This window comes from Oceanibaculum indicum P24 (assembly GCF_000299935.1).
GTDB lineage: Bacteria > Pseudomonadota > Alphaproteobacteria > Oceanibaculales > Oceanibaculaceae > Oceanibaculum > Oceanibaculum indicum.
In genome coordinates, this window is record NZ_AMRL01000003.1 from 63,659 (window position 1) to 81,316 (window position 17,658).

The 17,658-nt window shown below is 62.9% G+C and carries 17 protein-coding genes; 10 read left to right on the forward strand and 7 right to left on the reverse strand.

Annotated elements, in window-relative coordinates; all coding sequences use genetic code 11:
• The first annotated feature begins 100 nt into the window (after nucleotides 1–100).
• The 7 genes from thrS (at nucleotide 101) to lepA (ending at nucleotide 8,929) form a co-directional block, all read left to right on the forward strand.
• Nucleotides 101–2,014 (forward strand): threonine--tRNA ligase, encoded by a 1,914-nt coding sequence (gene thrS / locus P24_RS03680; RefSeq protein WP_008943353.1) that lies wholly within the window; start codon nucleotides 101–103, stop codon nucleotides 2,012–2,014.
• An 88-nt stretch (nucleotides 2,015–2,102) separates the two neighbouring features.
• Complete coding sequence (gene infC, locus P24_RS03685; RefSeq protein ID WP_040706464.1) at nucleotides 2,103–2,639, forward strand: translation initiation factor IF-3; 537 nt, start codon at nucleotides 2,103–2,105, stop codon at nucleotides 2,637–2,639.
• 156 nt (nucleotides 2,640–2,795) lie between these two features.
• Nucleotides 2,796–2,996: a 50S ribosomal protein L35 gene (gene rpmI / locus P24_RS03690; protein WP_008943355.1), complete on the forward strand. Its 201-nt coding sequence runs from the start codon at nucleotides 2,796–2,798 to the stop codon at nucleotides 2,994–2,996.
• An 11-nt stretch (nucleotides 2,997–3,007) separates the two neighbouring features.
• Nucleotides 3,008–3,373, forward strand: coding sequence for a 50S ribosomal protein L20 (gene rplT, locus P24_RS03695; RefSeq protein WP_008943356.1), 366 nt, complete (start codon nucleotides 3,008–3,010; stop codon nucleotides 3,371–3,373).
• Nucleotides 3,374–3,489: 116 nt separating this feature from the next.
• The gene (pheS, locus tag P24_RS03700) at nucleotides 3,490–4,566 is read left to right on the forward strand and encodes a phenylalanine--tRNA ligase subunit alpha (protein WP_008943357.1); all 1,077 of its coding nucleotides are present in this window, start codon (nucleotides 3,490–3,492) and stop codon (nucleotides 4,564–4,566) included.
• Nucleotides 4,563–6,974: a phenylalanine--tRNA ligase subunit beta gene (gene pheT, locus P24_RS03705; RefSeq protein WP_008943358.1), complete on the forward strand. Its 2,412-nt coding sequence runs from the start codon at nucleotides 4,563–4,565 to the stop codon at nucleotides 6,972–6,974. The genes pheS and pheT overlap by 4 nt, the downstream gene beginning before the upstream one ends.
• A 146-nt stretch (nucleotides 6,975–7,120) precedes the next feature.
• Complete coding sequence (gene lepA / locus P24_RS03710; RefSeq protein WP_008943359.1) at nucleotides 7,121–8,929, forward strand: translation elongation factor 4; 1,809 nt, start codon at nucleotides 7,121–7,123, stop codon at nucleotides 8,927–8,929.
• Between the two features lie 154 nt (nucleotides 8,930–9,083).
• Here the strand turns inward: lepA and P24_RS03715 are convergent, their stop codons facing one another.
• Nucleotides 9,084–10,373 (reverse strand): NCS2 family permease, encoded by a 1,290-nt coding sequence (locus P24_RS03715; RefSeq protein ID WP_008943360.1) that lies wholly within the window; start codon nucleotides 10,371–10,373, stop codon nucleotides 9,084–9,086.
• 190 nt (nucleotides 10,374–10,563) lie between these two features.
• Here P24_RS03715 and P24_RS03720 point away from each other — a divergent pair, with 190 nt between their 5' ends.
• Both P24_RS03720 and P24_RS03725 read left to right on the forward strand, forming a co-directional pair.
• A complete protein-coding gene (locus P24_RS03720; RefSeq protein ID WP_237740158.1) occupies nucleotides 10,564–10,944 on the forward strand; it encodes an ArsR/SmtB family transcription factor in 381 nt (126 codons plus the stop codon).
• Nucleotides 10,941–11,429: an SRPBCC family protein gene (locus tag P24_RS03725; protein ID WP_008943362.1), complete on the forward strand. Its 489-nt coding sequence runs from the start codon at nucleotides 10,941–10,943 to the stop codon at nucleotides 11,427–11,429. The genes P24_RS03720 and P24_RS03725 overlap by 4 nt, the downstream gene beginning before the upstream one ends.
• Nucleotides 11,430–11,444: 15 nt before the next feature.
• Here the strand turns inward: P24_RS03725 and P24_RS03730 are convergent, their stop codons facing one another.
• The 3 genes from P24_RS03730 to P24_RS03735 all read right to left on the reverse strand — a co-directional run bounded on the left by P24_RS03730 (nucleotide 11,445) and on the right by P24_RS03735 (nucleotide 13,789).
• Complete coding sequence (locus tag P24_RS03730) at nucleotides 11,445–12,008, reverse strand: isochorismatase family protein (protein ID WP_008943363.1); 564 nt, start codon at nucleotides 12,006–12,008, stop codon at nucleotides 11,445–11,447.
• Nucleotides 12,009–12,014: 6 nt separating this feature from the next.
• Nucleotides 12,015–12,968, reverse strand: coding sequence for a hypothetical protein (locus tag P24_RS19990; RefSeq protein WP_156816166.1), 954 nt, complete (start codon nucleotides 12,966–12,968; stop codon nucleotides 12,015–12,017).
• Between the two features lie 128 nt (nucleotides 12,969–13,096).
• The gene (locus P24_RS03735) at nucleotides 13,097–13,789 is read right to left on the reverse strand and encodes a glutathione S-transferase family protein (protein WP_008943364.1); all 693 of its coding nucleotides are present in this window, start codon (nucleotides 13,787–13,789) and stop codon (nucleotides 13,097–13,099) included.
• Nucleotides 13,790–13,912: 123 nt separating this feature from the next.
• On the opposite strand from P24_RS03735, the gene P24_RS03740 reads away from it, so the two are divergent.
• Nucleotides 13,913–14,323, forward strand: coding sequence for an HIT domain-containing protein (locus P24_RS03740; RefSeq protein ID WP_008943365.1), 411 nt, complete (start codon nucleotides 13,913–13,915; stop codon nucleotides 14,321–14,323).
• 356 nt (nucleotides 14,324–14,679) lie between these two features.
• Here the strand turns inward: P24_RS03740 and P24_RS03745 are convergent, their stop codons facing one another.
• The 3 genes from P24_RS03745 to P24_RS03755 are packed head-to-tail and all read right to left on the reverse strand — an operon-like array spanning nucleotide 14,680 to nucleotide 17,631.
• A complete protein-coding gene (locus P24_RS03745; RefSeq protein WP_008943366.1) occupies nucleotides 14,680–15,681 on the reverse strand; it encodes a 4-hydroxyproline epimerase in 1,002 nt (333 codons plus the stop codon).
• Nucleotides 15,682–15,694: 13 nt separating this feature from the next.
• The gene (locus P24_RS03750) at nucleotides 15,695–16,612 is read right to left on the reverse strand and encodes a dihydrodipicolinate synthase family protein (protein WP_008943367.1); all 918 of its coding nucleotides are present in this window, start codon (nucleotides 16,610–16,612) and stop codon (nucleotides 15,695–15,697) included.
• A 41-nt stretch (nucleotides 16,613–16,653) separates the two neighbouring features.
• The gene (locus P24_RS03755; RefSeq protein WP_008943368.1) at nucleotides 16,654–17,631 is read right to left on the reverse strand and encodes a proline racemase family protein; all 978 of its coding nucleotides are present in this window, start codon (nucleotides 17,629–17,631) and stop codon (nucleotides 16,654–16,656) included.
• Nucleotides 17,632–17,658 lie beyond the last annotated feature (27 nt).

Sequence of the window (17,658 nt, forward strand, 5' to 3'; positions counted from 1 at the left end):
CACACCAAGGCGGCGCATTAGAGTTGCAGCCCTTTTGCCGCGCTGCGGCAGAAGCCTTTTACAATGCCCTTTCAGCAACCCAAGCGGAACGCGACAGATCATGGTTTCCATCACGCTTCCCGACGGCAGCGTCAAACAGTTCGAAGGCCCGGTCACGGGCGCGGACGTTGCTGCGTCGATCGGCGCCGGCCTGGCAAAGGCCGCGCTCGCCATCAAGGTGAACGGCGACGTGAAGGATCTGGCCAGCACTATCACCGCGGATTCCCGCATCGAGATCGTGACGACCAAGCACCCCGACGCGCTGGAGCTGCTGCGCCATGACGCCGCGCATGTGCTGGCCGAGGCGGCGAAGGAGCTGTATCCCGACGTGCAGGTGACCTTCGGCCCGGCGACGGAAACCGGCTTCTATTACGATTTTGCCCGCGACGAGCCGTTCACGCCGGAGGATCTGGAGAAGCTGGAAGCCAGGATGCGCGAGATTGTCGAGCGCAACGAGACGATCACCCGCGATGTCTGGAGCCGCGATCAGGCGGTCGCCTATTTCGAATCCATCGGCGAGAAGTACAAGGCCGAGCATATCGGCAATATTCCCGCCGATGAGGATATCTCGGTCTATACGCAGGGCGCCTTCACCGACCTGTGCACCGGCCCGCACCTGCCTTCCACCGGCAAGCTGGGCAAGGCCTTCAAGCTGCTGCGCGTGTCCGGCGCCTATTGGCGCGGCGACGCCAACAACGACCAGCTGCAGCGCGTCTATGGCACCGCCTTCGCGACGAAGGAGGAGCTGGAGGCTTATCTGCTGCAGGTCGAGGAAGCGGAAAAGCGCGACCATCGCCGCATTGGCCGCGAGATGGACCTGTTCCATATCCAGGAAGAGGCTGTCGGCAGCGTGTTCTGGCACCCCAAGGGCTGGACGCTGTACCGCGCGGTCGAGGCCTATATGCGCCGCAAGCTGGACGCCGCCGGCTATGTCGAGGTGAAGACGCCGCAGCTGATCGACCGTGCGCTGTGGGAGGCCTCCGGCCACTGGGAGAAGTTCCGCGAGAACATGTTCACGGTGGACAGCCAGGACGACCGCGTGCTGGCGATCAAGCCGATGAACTGCCCCGGTCATGTGCAGATATTCCGCCAGGGTCTGACCAGCTATCGCCAGCTGCCGATCCGCATGGCGGAGTTCGGCGCCTGCCACCGTTACGAACCGTCAGGCGCGTTGCACGGCATCATGCGGGTGCGCGCCTTCACCCAGGACGACGCGCACATCTTCTGCACGGAAGACCAGATCACCGACGAGACGATCCGGTTCTGCGCGCTACTGCAGGGCATCTACAAGGATTTCGGCTTCACCGAAGTGAAGGTGAAATTCTCCGACCGTCCGGAAGTGCGCGCCGGCGACGATGCGATCTGGGACCGCGCGGAAGGCGCCCTGAAGGACGCGGTCGAGGCGGCCGGCCTGCCCTACACGCTGAACCCCGGCGAAGGCGCCTTCTATGGCCCGAAGCTGGAATTCGTGCTGCGCGACGCCATCGGCCGCGACTGGCAGTGCGGCACGCTGCAGGTCGATTTCGTGCTGCCGCAGCGCCTTGATGCCTCCTATATCGGCGAGGACAGCCAGAAGCACCGGCCGGTCATGCTGCACCGGGCGATCCTGGGCTCGTTCGAGCGCTTCCTCGGCATCCTGATCGAGCAGTATGCGGGCAAGTTCCCGCTCTGGCTCTCGCCGGTGCAGGTGGTGGTCGCGACCATCACCAACGAGGCCGATCCCTATGCCGAGGAGGTCGCGGCGACGCTGAAGGCCGCCGGCATCCGGGTTGAAACCGACCTGCGCAATGAAAAGATCAACTACAAGGTGCGCGAGCACAGCCTGGCCAAGGTGCCGGTATTGCTCGTGGTCGGCCGCCGCGAGGCGGAGGAGCGCAAGGTCGCGATCCGGCGTCTGGGCGGCGACAAGCAAGAAGTGCTTGCGCTTGAGGACGCACTTCATAGACTTAAGGAAGAAACGCAGCCGCCGGCCTGATGGCCGGACCCGGCTGCAAAAGCCCGTTGCCGTATGGGAAGGCGGCAACGCGGTATCTTTTGCCTTCCCGATCATACGGAGGTGTTAAATAGCTCGTTTCCAACCAGATGCCGCGCCCAGCAAGGATGGTCCGCGGGTCAATGAAGATATCTCAGCCGACACGCTGCGCGTGATTGGCGCGGATGGGGAAAATCTTGGGGTCATGGCCCGGCGGGACGCACTACGTGCCGCTGACGAGGCTGGCCTCGATCTCGTGGAGATCTCGCCCGGTGCGGTGCCGCCGGTCGTCAAGATCCTCGACTACGGCAAGTTCAAGTACGAAGCGCAGAAAAAGCGCAACGAAGCGCGCAAGAACCAGAAGGTCATCGAGGTCAAAGAGATCAAGATGCGCCCGAACATCGACGATCATGACTATGACGTCAAAATGCGCAGCGTGAACAAGTTCCTCAACGAAGGCGACAAGGTGAAGGTCACCATGCGCTTTCGCGGCCGCGAAATGGCGCACCAGGACATCGGCATGAATGTGCTGATGCGGGTGAAGGACGATGTGGAGGAAGTGGCCAAGGTCGAACAGCATCCCAAGCTGGAAGGCCGCCAGATGGTCATGGTGATCGCGCCGCGCTGAGGCGCGCCGACACCCCGCCACACGGCCTTGCTTTCCGGCCACGCACTCTGTATAAACCGCCTTCCTCAGGCTACGGCCTGATGGGGCAAGGCCGCGCCATGGCTTGTAGGGCATGCCTGGCTGGCCACTGTGAACCCGTAATGATGTGAGGTTGAAATGCCCAAGATGAAGACCCGGAGCGGGGCGAAGAAGCGCTTCCGCCTGACCGGCAGCGGCAAGGTGAAGATGGCCGTTGCCTTCAAGCGCCACGGCATGCGCAAGCGCCCGACCAAGATGCTGCGTCAGCATACCGGCACCAAGATCATGAGTGCCCAGGATGCTGCCCGCGTCAAAAAATACTTCCTTCCGAACGGCTAAGGAGAAGATAGATGGCACGCGTCAAGCGGGGCGTCACTTCCCACGCCCGTCACAAGAAGGTTCTGGATCTCGCCAAGGGCTATCGCGGCCGTGGCAACAGCAGCTACCGCATCGCGCTGGAGAAGGTCGAGAAGGGGCTGCAATATGCCTATCGCGACCGTCGCAACAAGAAGCGCGACTTCCGCGGTCTGTGGATTCAGCGCATCAACGCAGCCGCGCGCATGCACGGCCTGCCCTATTCCAAGTTCATGGACGGCATCAAGAAGGCCGGCATCGACATCGACCGCAAGGTCCTGTCGGACATCGCCACGCGCGAGCCGGATACCTTTAAGTCGCTGGTCGAGCAGGCCCAGGCCGCCCTCGCCAGCAACGGCTGACCAACCGTTGTGTCGCCTTGCGGTCCCGCCAGGGGATCGCGCCGGCGATTAATGTGACAAGAGGGGCGGTCCTTCGGGGCCGGCCCTCTTTTCGTATCGGGAAGACGGGACTAACGATGGAAGACCTCAACCGACTGCGCGACGAATTGCTGGCCGAGGTAGGCCAGGCCGTCGATCTGGAGGCGCTGGACCGCGCCCGTGTCGCCGCGCTTGGCAAGAAGGGCCGCATCACCGAGCTGATGAAGCAGCTGGGCGGCCTCGATCCCGATGCCCGCCGCCAGGCCGGCCAGGATCTGAATCTGGTGAAGGACGCGGTGGCCGAGGCCATCGAGGCGCGCAAGACCGGCCTTGCCGATGCCGCGCTGAACGCCCGCCTCGCCGCCGAGCGGATCGACGTATCGCTGCCGCCCCGGCCGGAGCAGCGCGGCTTCATCCACCCGATCAGCCAGGTGATGGACGAGCTGACGGCGATCTTCGGCGAGATGGGCTTCGCCGTCGCCGAGGGCCCGGACATCGAGGACGACTTCCACAATTTCGGCGCGCTGAACATCCCGCCGGAGCATCCCGCCCGGCAGGAGCATGACACCTTCTACCTGCCCGACCGCGCAGACGGGGCGAAGATGGTGCTGCGCACCCACACCTCGCCGGTGCAGATCCGCACCATGCAGAAGGCCACGCCGCCGATCCGCATCATCGCGCCCGGCCGTACCTACCGCAGCGACCATGACGCCACCCATTCGCCGATGTTCCATCAGGTCGAGGGGTTGGTGATCGACGAGAAGACCCATATGGGCCATCTGAAGGGCTGCCTGATCGAATTCTGCCGCGCCTTCTTCGGTGTGGACGATCTGCCGGTGCGCTTCCGCCCCAGCTATTTCCCCTTCACCGAACCCTCGGCGGAGGTCGATATCGGCTGCACCCGCAAGGGCGGCGAGCTGACCATCGGTGCGGGCGACGACTGGCTGGAAATCCTGGGTTCCGGCATGGTGCATCCGCGCGTGCTGGAGAATTGCGGCATCGATTCCTCCAAGTATCAGGGCTTCGCCTTCGGCATGGGGATCGAGCGCATCGCCATGCTGAAATACGGCATTCCCGACCTGCGCACCTTCTATGACAGCGATCTTCGCTGGCTGAGACATTACGGCTTCGTGCCGCTGGACGTACCGACGCTGACCGGGGGGCTGGCCCGATGAAATTCACCCTGTCCTGGCTGAAGGAGCATCTCGACACCGATGCCCCGCTGGAGGAGATCGTCCGCACGCTCTCCATGATCGGGCTGGAGGTCGAGGAAGTGGTGGACCGCTCCAAGGAGCTCGCACCCTTCACCATCGCCCATGTCGTCTCCGCCGAGCAGCACCCCGACGCCGACCGCCTGCGCGTCTGCAAGGTCGATACCGGCAAGGAAATCCTGCAGGTCGTCTGCGGCGCGCCGAATGCCCGCACCGGCATGAAGGGCGTGTTCGCGCCGGTAGGAAGCCATGTCCCCGGCACCGGCATCGACCTGAAGAAGGGCACGATCCGCGGCCAGGAATCGAACGGCATGCTGGTCTCCGAGCGCGAGCTTGGCCTGTCCGACGAGCATGACGGCATCATCGACCTCCCGGCGGATGCGCCGCTGGGCCTGCCCTTCGCGAAATATGCCGGGCTGGACGATCCGCTGATCGACATCGCCATCACGCCGAACCGGGCCGACTGCCTGGGCGTACGCGGCGTGGCCCGCGATCTGGCGTCGGCCGGCCTCGGTACGCTGAAGAAGCTGGACACTTCGAAGCGCAATGGCAGCTACGAAAGTCCCGTCGTCTGGCGCCGCGACTTCCCGGCGGACGCCATGGATGCCTGCCCGATCGTGGTCGGCCGGCATTTCCGCAAGGTGAAGAACGGCCCCTCCCCGCGCTGGCTGCAGGACCGTCTGCGCGCGGTGGGCTTGCGCCCGATCTCCGCGCTGGTGGACATCACCAACTATGTGATGATGGACCTTGGCCGGCCCCTGCACGTCTATGACGCCGACAAGATCGAAGGCGGCCACCTGACCATCCGATTCGCGAAGGATGGCGAGAAGTTCCTGGCGCTGAACGGCAAGGAATATACGCTGGATGGGGAGATCATCGCCATCGGCGACGATCACGGCGTGGATGACCTTGGCGGCGTGATGGGCGGCGAGCGCACCGGCGTGTCGGACGAGACCACCAGCGTGTTCCTGGAGACCGCAATCTTCGACCCGATCCGTGTTGCCATGGCCGGCCGCAAGCTGAACCTGCTGTCGGACGCACGCTACCGCTTCGAGCGCGGGCTGGACCAGACATCTCCCTTCTGGGGCACCGATGTCGCCACTCGCCTGATCCTGGAGCTGTGCGGCGGCGAATGCAGCGATGTCGTGGTCGAGGGGACGGAGCCGGAGTGGCGCCGCAGCTACGACCTGCGCATCGCCCGCATTGCCGAGCTGGGCGGTGTCGCCGTGAAGCAGGGCGAGGCACTGCGCATCCTCGACATTCTGGGCTTCGAGGCGGAGCCGAAGGCCGACGGCGTGTTCTCCGTCACCCCGCCGCCTTGGCGCGGCGACATCATCGGCGAGGCCGACCTCGTCGAGGAAATCCTGCGCATTCACGGCTATGACAACATCCCGGTCGAGCCGCTGCCGCGCGAGACGACCATGCCGCAGCCAGCGCTTTCCCCGGCCCAGCGCCGCGTACCGCTGGCCAAGCGCACCCTGGCGTCGCGCGGCATGGTGGAGGCGGTCACCTTCTCCTTCATGCCGTCCAGCCAGGCCGCCCTGTTCGGCGGCCCGGTGAAGCCGGAGATGATGCTGGCCAACCCGATCTCCGCCGATCTGGACGCCATGCGCCCGTCGATCCTGGGCAATCTGCTGGCCGCCGCCCAGCGCAACGCCAACCAGGGCTATCCCGACCTGGCGCTGTTCGAGGTCGGCCCGCAATATGCCGACGCCACGCCCAAGGGCCAGTCGGCGATGGCGACCGGCATCCGTGCCGGCATGACGGCCCCGCGTGACTGGACCGGCCAGCAGCGCCCGGTGGATGCCTTCGACGCCAAGGCCGACCTGTTGGCCCTGCTGGAGGCGCTGGGCGCGCCCGCCAGCAATGCCCAGGTCTCGACCGATGCGCCGGACTGGTATCATCCAGGCCGCTCGGGCTGCCTGCGCCTTGGCCCCAACGTGCTGGGCTGCTTCGGCGAGGTGCATCCGCGCCTGCTGCAGGCCTATGACCTGAAGGGGCCGGTTGCCGGTTTCGAGCTGTTTCTCGACCGGGTGCCGATGCCGAAGGCGAAGAAGGGCTCGACCAAGCCCTTCCTGACGCTCTCGCCCTTCCAGCCGGTGGAGCGCGACTTCGCCTTCGTGGTGGATGCCGATGTCGCCGCCGAGCAGATCGTGCGGGCCGCGAAAGGTGCTGACAAGGTTCTGGTGTCCGAGGTTGGCGTGTTCGACGTCTATGTCGGACCGGGCGTTGGCAAGGGCCGCAAGTCGGTTGCCATCAACGTCACCCTGCAGCCGACCGAACGTACGCTGACCGAGGAGGATATCGAGGCGGTCAGCGCCAAGATCGTCGCCCAGGTGGAAAAAGCCACCGGCGGCAGTCTGCGGCGGTAAGGTTCTCTCCGGCCGTCACCCCACATCTGTGACGGGGTGACGGTGGACGAGAGAGGGCAACCACATATTTTCCTAGCCGCCGGGCGCGCCTTTGGGCAAACAGGTCGGTGACAGGAATTCTGGATCAGGAAAGCGTTTCGATAGACATGTCGATCCCGCAGAAGAACATTCGCAACTTCGCCATCGTCGCGCATATCGACCACGGCAAGTCCACGCTGGCCGACCGGCTGATCGAGCGTTGCGCCAAGCTGCAATCGCGCGAGATGAAGGAGCAGCTGCTCGACTCGATGGATATCGAGCGTGAGCGCGGCATCACCATCAAGGCGCAGACCGTCCGCCTGCCCTATATCGCGAAGGACGGGCAGGAATACCTGCTGAACCTGATCGACACGCCCGGCCATGTCGATTTCACCTATGAGGTCAGCCGCTCGCTGGCGGCCTGCGAGGGCTCGCTGCTGCTGGTCGATGCCAGCCAGGGTGTGGAGGCGCAGACGCTGGCCAATGTCTATCTGGCGCTGGATTCCAACCATGAGATCGTGCCGGTCCTGAACAAGGTGGACCTGCCCGCCGCCGATGTGGACCGGGTGAAGCAGCAGATCGAGGATGTGATCGGGCTCGACGCCTCCGACGCCATTCCGATCTCCGCCAAGACCGGTGTCGGCATCGACGATGTGCTGGAAGCCATCGTCCAGCGCCTGCCCGCCCCGCCGGAGGCCGACCCGGAAGCCCCGCTGCGCGCCCTGTTGCTGGACAGCTGGTACGACGCCTATCTCGGCGTCATCATTCTGGTCCGCGTCGTCGAGGGCACGCTGAAGAAGGGCATGAAGATCCGCATGATGGCGACGGGTGCCGCGCATCCGGTGGACCGCGTCGGCATCTTCGGGCCGAAGATGGTGGAATTCGGCAGCCTTGGCCCGGGCGAACTGGGCTATATCACGGCGGGCATCAAGACCGTGGCCGACTGCCGCATCGGCGACACGCTGACCGAGGAGCGCCGGCCCGCGACCAAGATGCTGCCCGGCTTCAAGCCGTCCATCCCGGTGGTGTTTTGCGGCCTGTTCCCGGTCGATGCTGCCGATTACGAGCATCTGCGCGACAGCCTGGCCAAGCTGGCGCTGAACGATTCCAGCTTCCATTACGAGGCGGAAAGCTCCGCCGCGCTGGGCTTCGGCTTCCGCTGCGGCTTCCTGGGGCTGCTGCATCTGGAGATCATCCAGGAGCGGCTGGAGCGCGAATTCGACCTCGACCTCATCACCACCGCGCCCAGCGTGGTGTACAAGATCCACATGACCGACGGCTCGACCATCGAGCTGCACAATCCGGCCGACTTCCCCGATGTGGTGAAGATCGACCGGATCGAGGAGCCGTGGATCAAGGCCACCATCTTCGTGCCGGACGATTATCTGGGTCCGATCCTGACCTTGTGCACCGAGCGGCGCGGCGAGCAGATCGAGCTGACCTATGTCGGCAACCGCGCCATGGTGGTCTATCGCCTGCCGCTGAACGAGGTGGTGTTCGACTTCTACGACCGGCTGAAATCCATCAGCCGCGGCTATGCCAGCTTCGACTACCAGATGGAAGGCTATGTCGAGGGCGACCTGGTGAAAGTCTCCATCCTGGTGAATGCCGAGCCGGTGGACGCGCTGTCCATGCTGGTGCACCGCAGCCAGGCGGAGTTCCGCGGCCGCATGATCTGCGAGCGGCTGAAGGATCTGATCCCGCGCCAGCTGTTCAAGATCGCCATCCAGGCCGCCATCGGCGGGCGCGTTATCGCGCGCGAGACGGTCTCCGCCATGCGCAAGGACGTGACCGCGAAATGCTATGGCGGCGACGTCAGCCGCAAGCGCAAGCTGCTGGACAAGCAGAAGGAAGGCAAGAAGCGGATGCGGCAGTTCGGCTCCGTCGAAATCCCGCAATCGGCCTTCATCGCCGCGCTGAAGATGGGCGATAACTGACGGCTTCTCCCTATTCTCCTCCGAAAACTCCGGCCGTCACCCCCGCACTTGTTGCGGGGGTCCAGGCCTCGGCTCACTGGATCCTATGCCGAGTAAGCTGAAGCCTGGATTCCCGGGACAAGCCCGGGAATGACGGCCAGAGGAAGCCGCTCCCTCAGATCACGGCGAACTTCACGACGAACAGCGCGGCCAGGATATAGACCATCACGCTGGCCTCGCCGGCCCTGCCCGACAGCAGCTTGATCGCCGCGTAGGTTATGAAGCCGAAGGCGATGCCATGGGCGATGGAGAAGGTCAGCGGCATGGCGAGTGCGGCCACCACACCCGGCACATATTCCGTCACATCCTCCCAGTCCAGTTCCGCCAGCCCGCGCGTCATCAGGCAGGCGACGAACAGCAGCGCCGGCGCAGTCGCATAGGCCGGCACGGTGCCGGCCAGCGGCGACAGGAACAGGCTGGCCAGGAACAGCACCGCCACGGTCACGGCGGTGAGGCCGGTGCGCCCGCCCGCCTTGATGCCCGCCGCGCTCTCGATGTAGGAGGTGGTGGTGGAGGTGCCGAGCGTCGAGCCCGCCACCGTCGCCACGCTATCGGCCATCAGCGCCTGCTTCAGGCGCGGCAGGCGGCCCTCGGCGTCCAGCAGGCCGGCGCGGTGCGCCACGCCCACCAGCGTGCCGGCGGTATCGAACAGATCGACGAAGAAGAAGGCGAAGACCACCGCCAGCAACCCCACCTGCAGGGCACCCGCGATATCCAGCTGCAGGAAGGTCGGGCTGGGATCGGGCGGCAGGCTGGCAATGCCCTTGAACTCGGTGACGCCCAGCAGCACGCCGGCCATCGTGGTGGCCAGGATGGCGATGATGATGGCCCCCGGCACGCGCTTGGCGTCCAGCGCCACCATCAGGATGAAGCCGGCCGCCGCCAGCAGCACCGGCGGCGAGGACAGCGCGCCGAGCGTCACCAGTGTTGCCGGGTGATCGACCACCACGCCGGCATTCTTCAGCGCGATGATGCCGAGGAACAGGCCGATACCCGCCGAGATCGCCATCTTCAGGCTGCGCGGGATGGCGTTGATCACCCATTCACGCACCGGCAGGATGGTCAGGATGATGAACAGCACACCGGACAGGAAGACGGCGCCCAGCGCCACCTGCCATGTGTGCCCCATGCCCAGCACCACGCCATAGGTGAAATAGGCGTTCAGCCCCATGCCCGGCGCCAGCGCGATGGGATAGTTGGCGTACAGCCCCATGATCGCCGTGCCGATGGCGGCGGCGAGGCAGGTGGCGACGAAGACCGCGCCGAAATCCATCCCCGCATCCGACAGGATCGCCGGATTGACGAAGATGATGTAGGCCATGGTCAGGAAGGTGGTGATCCCCGCCAGAATCTCCGTGCGCACGGTCGTGCCATGCGCGCTGAGCCTGAAATACCGCTCCAGCATTCCGTATGTTCCCCCGCAAGAAAGCCCAAAAACGCCCCGGGCGCCCCGCCCCTCGGCAGAAACCCCTCGCCCGCTTATACACGGGACTGTCACACGGCTCCACCCGGCGTATTGTTGATATCAACAGTTAGGTGTTGACCTAAGTTTATTCCCGGTCTATGACGACTGCACCGACAAAAGCGGAGGCTGCATGGCGACACCCGGAGCCGGCACAGGGAGCACCGGCGGAAAGATGGCGGAGGCGGCCATCGTAGATGGCATCTTCCGTGCCCTGTCCGACCCGACACGCCGGCATGTGCTGGAACGGCTGAGTGCCCGACCGGCCTCCGTCAGTGAGCTGGCTGCCCCCTATGACATGGCCCTGCCTTCCTTCCTGCAGCACATGAAGGTGCTGGAGAAGAGCGGACTGGTGCGCTCGCGGAAGGCCGGACGGGTGCGGACCTACAGCATTGAGCCGGAACGGCTGAAGCTGGCGGAGGACTGGCTGGAACGGCAACGCAGCATGTGGGAACGCAGGCTCGACCGGCTGGGTAGTTACCTAATGAAAATGAAGGAGGAGAATTCCGAATGACATCGCCCATCTTGAAGATCGACCCGAAGCTGGACCTGGTGCTGGAACGCGAGATCGACGTGCCGGTGGAACTCGTCTGGAAAGCCTGGACGATGCCGGAGCATCTGAAGGAATGGTTCGTGCCGAAGCCCTGGAGCATCGTCGCCTGCGAGATTGACCTCCGCCCCGGTGGAACCTTCAGCACGACCATGCGCTCGCCCGAGGGCGAGGAATTCCCCAATGCCGGTTGTTTCCTGGAGGTGACGCCGCTGGAACGGCTGATCTTCACCGATACGCTGCTGCCCGGCTACCGCCCCGCACCGAAGCCCTTCTTCACTGGCGCCCTGGAACTGTCGCGCATCGGCAGCGGCACGCGCTACAAGGCCATCGCCATCCATGGCGACGAGGAAACCCGCAAGAACCACGAGGAGATGGGGTTCCACGATGGCTGGGGCACCGTGGCCACCCAGATGGTGGAGTATATCAAGGCTGGCCGCGTCGGCTGAGATGCCCGCCTTCCCTCACCCCCGCACTTGGTGCGGGGGTGACGCCTCCGCCAGCAATTCGTTGGTAGGCAGCACGCGCACCGGCGGATCGGCGATCAGTTCGCTCCACAGCCAGTTATGATGGCGGATGACCGCAGGGGCGGGCAGATGCGGCCGGTCGCTGAGCGTATGGGCGTCCGAGGGCACGACAGCCGCAAATCCGTGCGAGACGGTGGAGCGCACCGTCGAATCGACGCAGAAATCGGTGGCCCAGCCGCAGACCAGTACGCGCGACGGGGTCAGCTCCCGCAGCAGCGCCGCAAGGCCGGTGCCGGCATAGGCGTCATTCAGGGTCTTGCCGATTTCGGCATCCTCCGGCGCGCGCAGCAGTTCCGGCAGGAATTCCCAGCCCGGCGAACCCGGCTCGAACCCGTCGCCCGGCTGGCCGCAATGGCGTATCCACACCGCCCGGCCGCCGCTGCCGCGCACCATCGCCGTCAGCGCATTGATGCGCGCCACCACGCCGGCCAGATCGTGCTTCGGTGCGCCCGCCAGCATCCCGGCCTGCATATCGACAATGAGGATGGCGTAAACTAGCATTGGTCGTTAGGTATTAGAGTTAAAAACCTTCTTTTGAGCAGCAATATACACATCACAACCGACATCTCTTAAGAGAGCCATACAGTCTTGTACGTAAGTAGCCTCAAAGGAGATTTTTTCACCAACCACAAACTCGTCATCTATACGATTTTTATACTTAAAATCTACCAAACCCCTTCTGTGAACAATTAAATTTCTTTGCTGAAAAATACGCCTCAACCTAACATCATTTATTTTCTTAGTTAAAGCTTTATCTTCAAAAACAGAATGAATCGCAGATTGCATTTTTTCAATACTATCCAAAGAAACTATACTAGACAAAAAATTACCCATTGATTTTGATAAATCAAAAGAATAATCTCTTAGTCCTTCTAATAAATTTCTTGAGCTTATTATCTCTTTATAAGGTTTTATATTCGATATATTATTTAATAAACTAGGGTCTCTATTTAAAGACTCCCTCAACACATCATTTATGAATATTTCAAAAGACCCCCAAGACATTACCAAAACCTGCCTTAATAATTCGTCAAATGTAATGTCTATTTCATCTGAGTTATTATAATTGTGGAGTCTATATATTATATTTCTTTTATGATTTACCAAAACATCATGATCTCTCAACTCTTCTTTCATTGAATTATTTGCATTCTCTAGCGCTATTTCTTCTGAATTCTCATCCTGAACAATTTTTCTCCCCTCCGGCCTTAAAGTCCGTATCCTCTCAGCAGAGAGAATTTGGCTAAATCTAATATCTAAAACAGCTTTCGTTGCCAGTTGATATGGAATAGTTCCCACCATAAATGCAGAAAAAAGGTTTTGCCGAAAAGAGCTTAAAATAAATGTTATATCTGACTCTTCACTTAGAGAAGCGTCTATTTTATCAAAAAATGAATCCACTCCATCTAGAATGAATTTCCTTTTTACGTCCAAATATACGCTTTCAAATTCAACACTCATAATCTCTCACATATTTCTTAGATTACACCTTCGACGTTTCCTAACACCTACTTAACTCATTATATAAGGTAAACTTGTTATAGAAATTAAAAAAGCTTATAGATAAAGGGGGCTTTCGCCCCCTTCCCTCACCTTTTCTCGTACTGCTTCTTGCCGAACATGTTCTCGCGCTGCTCGTCGGTGATCGGGCCGGTGCGGCGGTGTTCCGCCAGCACGGCGAGGCCCTTCTGTACCGCCGGGCGGGTTTCCAGGCTCTCGCGCCAGCGCTTCACCTCCGGATACTGCTCGATATCCACGCCCTGCCGGTCGGGATAGCGCAGCCAGGGCATGATCGCCATGTCAGCGATGGAATAGTCGCCGGCGACATAGTCGCGGCCCTGAAGGCGCTTGTTCAGCACGCCGTAGAGCCGGTTCGCCTCATTGGCGTAGCGGTTCATGGCGTATTCGATCTTCTCCGGCGCGTATTGCAGGAAATGGTGCGCCTGGCCCAGCATCGGCCCGATGCCGCCCATCTGCCACATCAGCCATTGCAGCACGTCATAGCGCGCCTCCCCGCCCTTGGGCAGGAACTTGCCGTGCTTGTCGGCGAGGTAGATCAGGATGGCGCCGCTCTCCATCACCGTGTAGGGCTTGCCGTCCGGCCCCTCGGAATCGACGATGGTCGGCATCTTGTTGTTCGGGTTCAGCTTGAGATATTCCGGGTCGAACTGCGCGCCCTTGCCGATATCGACCGGAATGACGTTATAGGGCAGGCCCAGTTCCTCCAGCAGGATGGAAACCTTGAAGCCGTTCGGCGTGGGCCAGGTATAGAGATCGATCATGTCGCGGTCCTTTCCTTGGACGGGCGTATTGCTATTCTCCGACAAGGTAGAGGCAGCGGGCGTCGGCTCCAAGAGGCCATCCCGTCACCTGTGCCATGAATGACAGGAAAGAATGACAGCGCCATGACCGACTTTGCCCTGCACCCGCAGCTCGCCGCCGACACGCTGGAGGTCGGGCGCTATCCGCTCTGCCGGGTGCTGCTGATGATGGATGCGACATATCCCTGGCTGGTGCTGGTGCCGCAGCGCCGGGATATCCGCGAAATCCATGAGCTGCCGCCGGAGGACCGGGCGGTGCTGATGGAGGAGATCGTGCGCACCACGCAAGGGCTGCAGGCGCGCTACAACCCGACCAAGCTGAATGTCGCGGCGCTGGGCAACATGGTGCCGCAGCTGCATGTGCATGTGATTGCCCGCTTCGCCACCGACCCGGCCTGGCCGGGGCCGGTCTGGGGCAAGGTGCCGCCCCGCCCCTACGCCGCCGGCGAGGCGGAAAAGCTGATCGTCAGCCTGCGGCCCTTGCTGGGGCTTTAGGAAGCTGTAGGCCACTGGTGTTGTGGGATTCTGTTTTGTCATTGCCGGGCTTGACCCGGCAATCCAGGGGCCACGTTCTGTTTCGCTACAGGCAAGGCACCGCCCCTGGATGCCCGGATCAAGTCCGGGCATGACAAGTTACTTTGATGGTCATCCCATACTCCATCCGTCACCCCCGCACTTGTTGCCCAAGGGCGCTTAGGGGGTCCAGGGTTCAGCCTACTGGATCATTGCCGGAGCGAGCCGATCCCTGGATTCCCGGCACAAGGCCGGGAATGACGGTCATTGATAGTTCGACTTCCAGAATCAACCCCAGCACCCCATAGGGTTTTTTGCGGGCATGACGCTCGAGAGACCTACACCACCTGGAAGCCGTGGGCGTAGGGGTCACGGTCATCCACGAAGATGGTGTTGATGCCGGTGATGCGCGCCCAGCCGGCAACCGAGGGCAGGATGGCGTCGCGGCCGGCAAGGCTCGTCGCGGATTCGACGCGCCCCTCGAACAGGCTGCCGATGATGCTCTCATGCACGAAATCGTCACCAGGGCGCAGCTTCCCCTTCGCCGCCAGATGCGCCATGCGGGCCGAGGTGCCGGTACCGCAGGGCGACCTGTCGATCGCCTTGTCGCCATAGAACACGGCGTTGCGGCCATGCGCCTTGGGATCGCGCGGCGCGCCGGTCCACATGACATGGGACACGCCATTGATGGTCGGGTTCTCCGGATGCACGGGCTGCAGCTTTTCCTGCATCAGCCGGCGCACGATGGGCGAGTAGTGCAGGATCTCCCCCGCCGACAGGCTCTCCAGCCCGGCATAGTTCTTCTGTGGCTCGACAATAGCGTAGTAATTGCCGCCATAGGACACATCGACCGTCAGCTCGCCCAGACCCGGCACATCAATGACGATATCCGTCGCCTCCAGGAAGGAGGCCACGTTGAACAGCCGCACCTTGTCCACGAAGCGGCCATCCATCTCATACTCGACATCGACCTTGCCGGCCGGCACGTCCAGCGACAGCTTGCCCTCGACGCGCGGCGTCACCAGCCCCTGCTCCAGCGCCACCGTCACCGTGCCGATGGTGCCGTGCCCGCACATCGGCAGGCAGCCGGAGGTCTCGATGAACAGCCAGCCAATATCGCAATCCTCGCGCAGCGGCTTGTAGAGGATGGAACCCGACATCATGTCGTGGCCGCGCGGCTCGAACATCAGGGCGTGGCGCACCCAGTCATACCGCGTCAGGAAATCCTGGCGGTAGTCGCTCATCGACGCGCCCTTGAGGGTCGGCCCGCCGCCCACGACAACCCGGACCGGGTTGCCGCAGGTATGGGCATCGACGCAGAAGAAGCTGTGGCTGGCCATGGCGTCCCCGGCGTCAGGCGACGGAGGGCAGCTTGTCGAGGTCGGGCCGGTTCCGCACCGCCTCCTCGATGATCTTCGTCACGCGGGCGCGCTCCTCCCCCTCCAGCACCAGGCGGGGGCTGCGCACCATCTCGCTGCCGCGGCCGACGATCTGCTCGGCCAGCTTGATGTACTGCACCAGCTTCGGGAAGGTATCGAGATGCAGGCTCGGCATCAGCCAGCGATAGATCGGCAGCGCCTCCTCATAGCGGCCGGCCAGCGCCAGCTCCATCATCCGCACGCTTTCCTTCGGGAAGGCGTTGGTGAGGCCGGAGACCCAGCCGACGGCGCCCAGCAGCACGCTTTCGATCACCAGATCGTCCACCCCGGCGAACAGCACGAAACGGTCGCCCAGAATGTTGTGCACGTCGTTCAGCCGGCGCACATCCTCCGAGGAATCCTTCAAGGCCACGATGGTCTTCTCGCCGGCCAGCTGGGCCAGGCTCTCGGTCTTCAGGTCAACCCGGTACACCATCGGATTGTTGTAGATCATGATCGGCAGGCCGCTGGCCCGCGCTACGGTACGGAAATGCTGCACGGTCTCGCGCGCATCGGAATTATAGACCATGCCGGGCAGCACCATCAGACCGTCGATGCCGACCTTTTCCGCCGCCTTGGCATAGTCAGCAGCCTGCGCCGTGGTGAATTCGGCAACGCCGGAGAGGATAGGCACCTTGCCGCCCGCCACCTCCTTGGCGGCGCGCAGGATGGTCAGCTTCTCCTCGGGCCGCAGCGAGCAGTTCTCGCCGACCGTGCCCAGCATAATGAAGCCGTTCACGCCATCGTCGATCAGCCGCTGCATGTTCCGCTGCGTCGATTCGACATTCAGGCTCTCATCGGCGTTGAACTGCGTCGTGACCGCCGGAAACACACCCCGCCAGTTGACCTTCATGGCTTCCTCCCGCTGCTTAAACTGACTCTTGTGTAAAGACGCTAGCGCAGCAGGAACCCTTCTCGCAAGGGATCATCCGGTTCCGCGTCGAATTGTGCCCGCCCTGTGTAGTAGGCCCGCCCGCCGACACGCGCGATGATGGCCCGGTGGCGGCCGGCCATGGTCTCCCCCGCCACCTCGCCGGTGAAATCCTGTCCGGTGACACTACGGAACAGCCTTTGCTGGCCAGGACGGATCAGCCCGCGTGCGTGCTGCAGGGCCAGCCGCGCGGTGACGCCGGAGCCGGTCGGGCTGCGGTCCACCTGCCGCCCGGCGAAGATACAGACATTGCGCGTGGGTGCCTCCTCCCAGGCGTCGCGCCCGTCGGTCAGGATTGTGCCATAGAGGAAAGCCAGATCGGGCGAGTCAGGATGGTCGAGCCTGATCTGTTCAGCGGTGGCAAGGGCAATCGCCTCGCCCGCATCGGTCAGGTCGCGGACGGAGGAACATTCGACATCCAGCCCGATACTGTCCGCCGGCAGCACGGCATAGAAGGCGCCGCCATAGCCGATATCGAGCATGACCGGCCCCCAATCGCGCGTTTCCACCAGACGGTCGCGGGCGAACGCGAAGGCCGGCACGCTGTCGAACCGCACAGAACCCGGCCTGCCGTCCGACACAGCGACATGGGCGCGCACCAGGCCGCAGGGGCACTGGATGTTCACTACCGTCTCCGGCTCTGTCGCCGGCACCAGCCCCTTATCCACGGCATAGCGGCCCAGCGCGATGACCGCATGGCCGCACATGGTGGAATAGCCTTCATTGTGCATGAACAGCACGGCGAGATGGGCCTCGGGATGGTCCGGTTCGACCAGCAGCGCGCCATACATGTCGGGATGGCCGCGCGGTTCCTCCATCAGCATGCGGCGCAGGGAATCGTGCCTCTCCCGCGCGTCGCGACGCTTGTCCAGCAGCGTGGGACCGGACAGGGACGGCCAGCCGGACACGATGATCCGCACCGGCTCGCCAGCGGTATGCATTTCAACAGTTTCAATAGGTTGCATCGC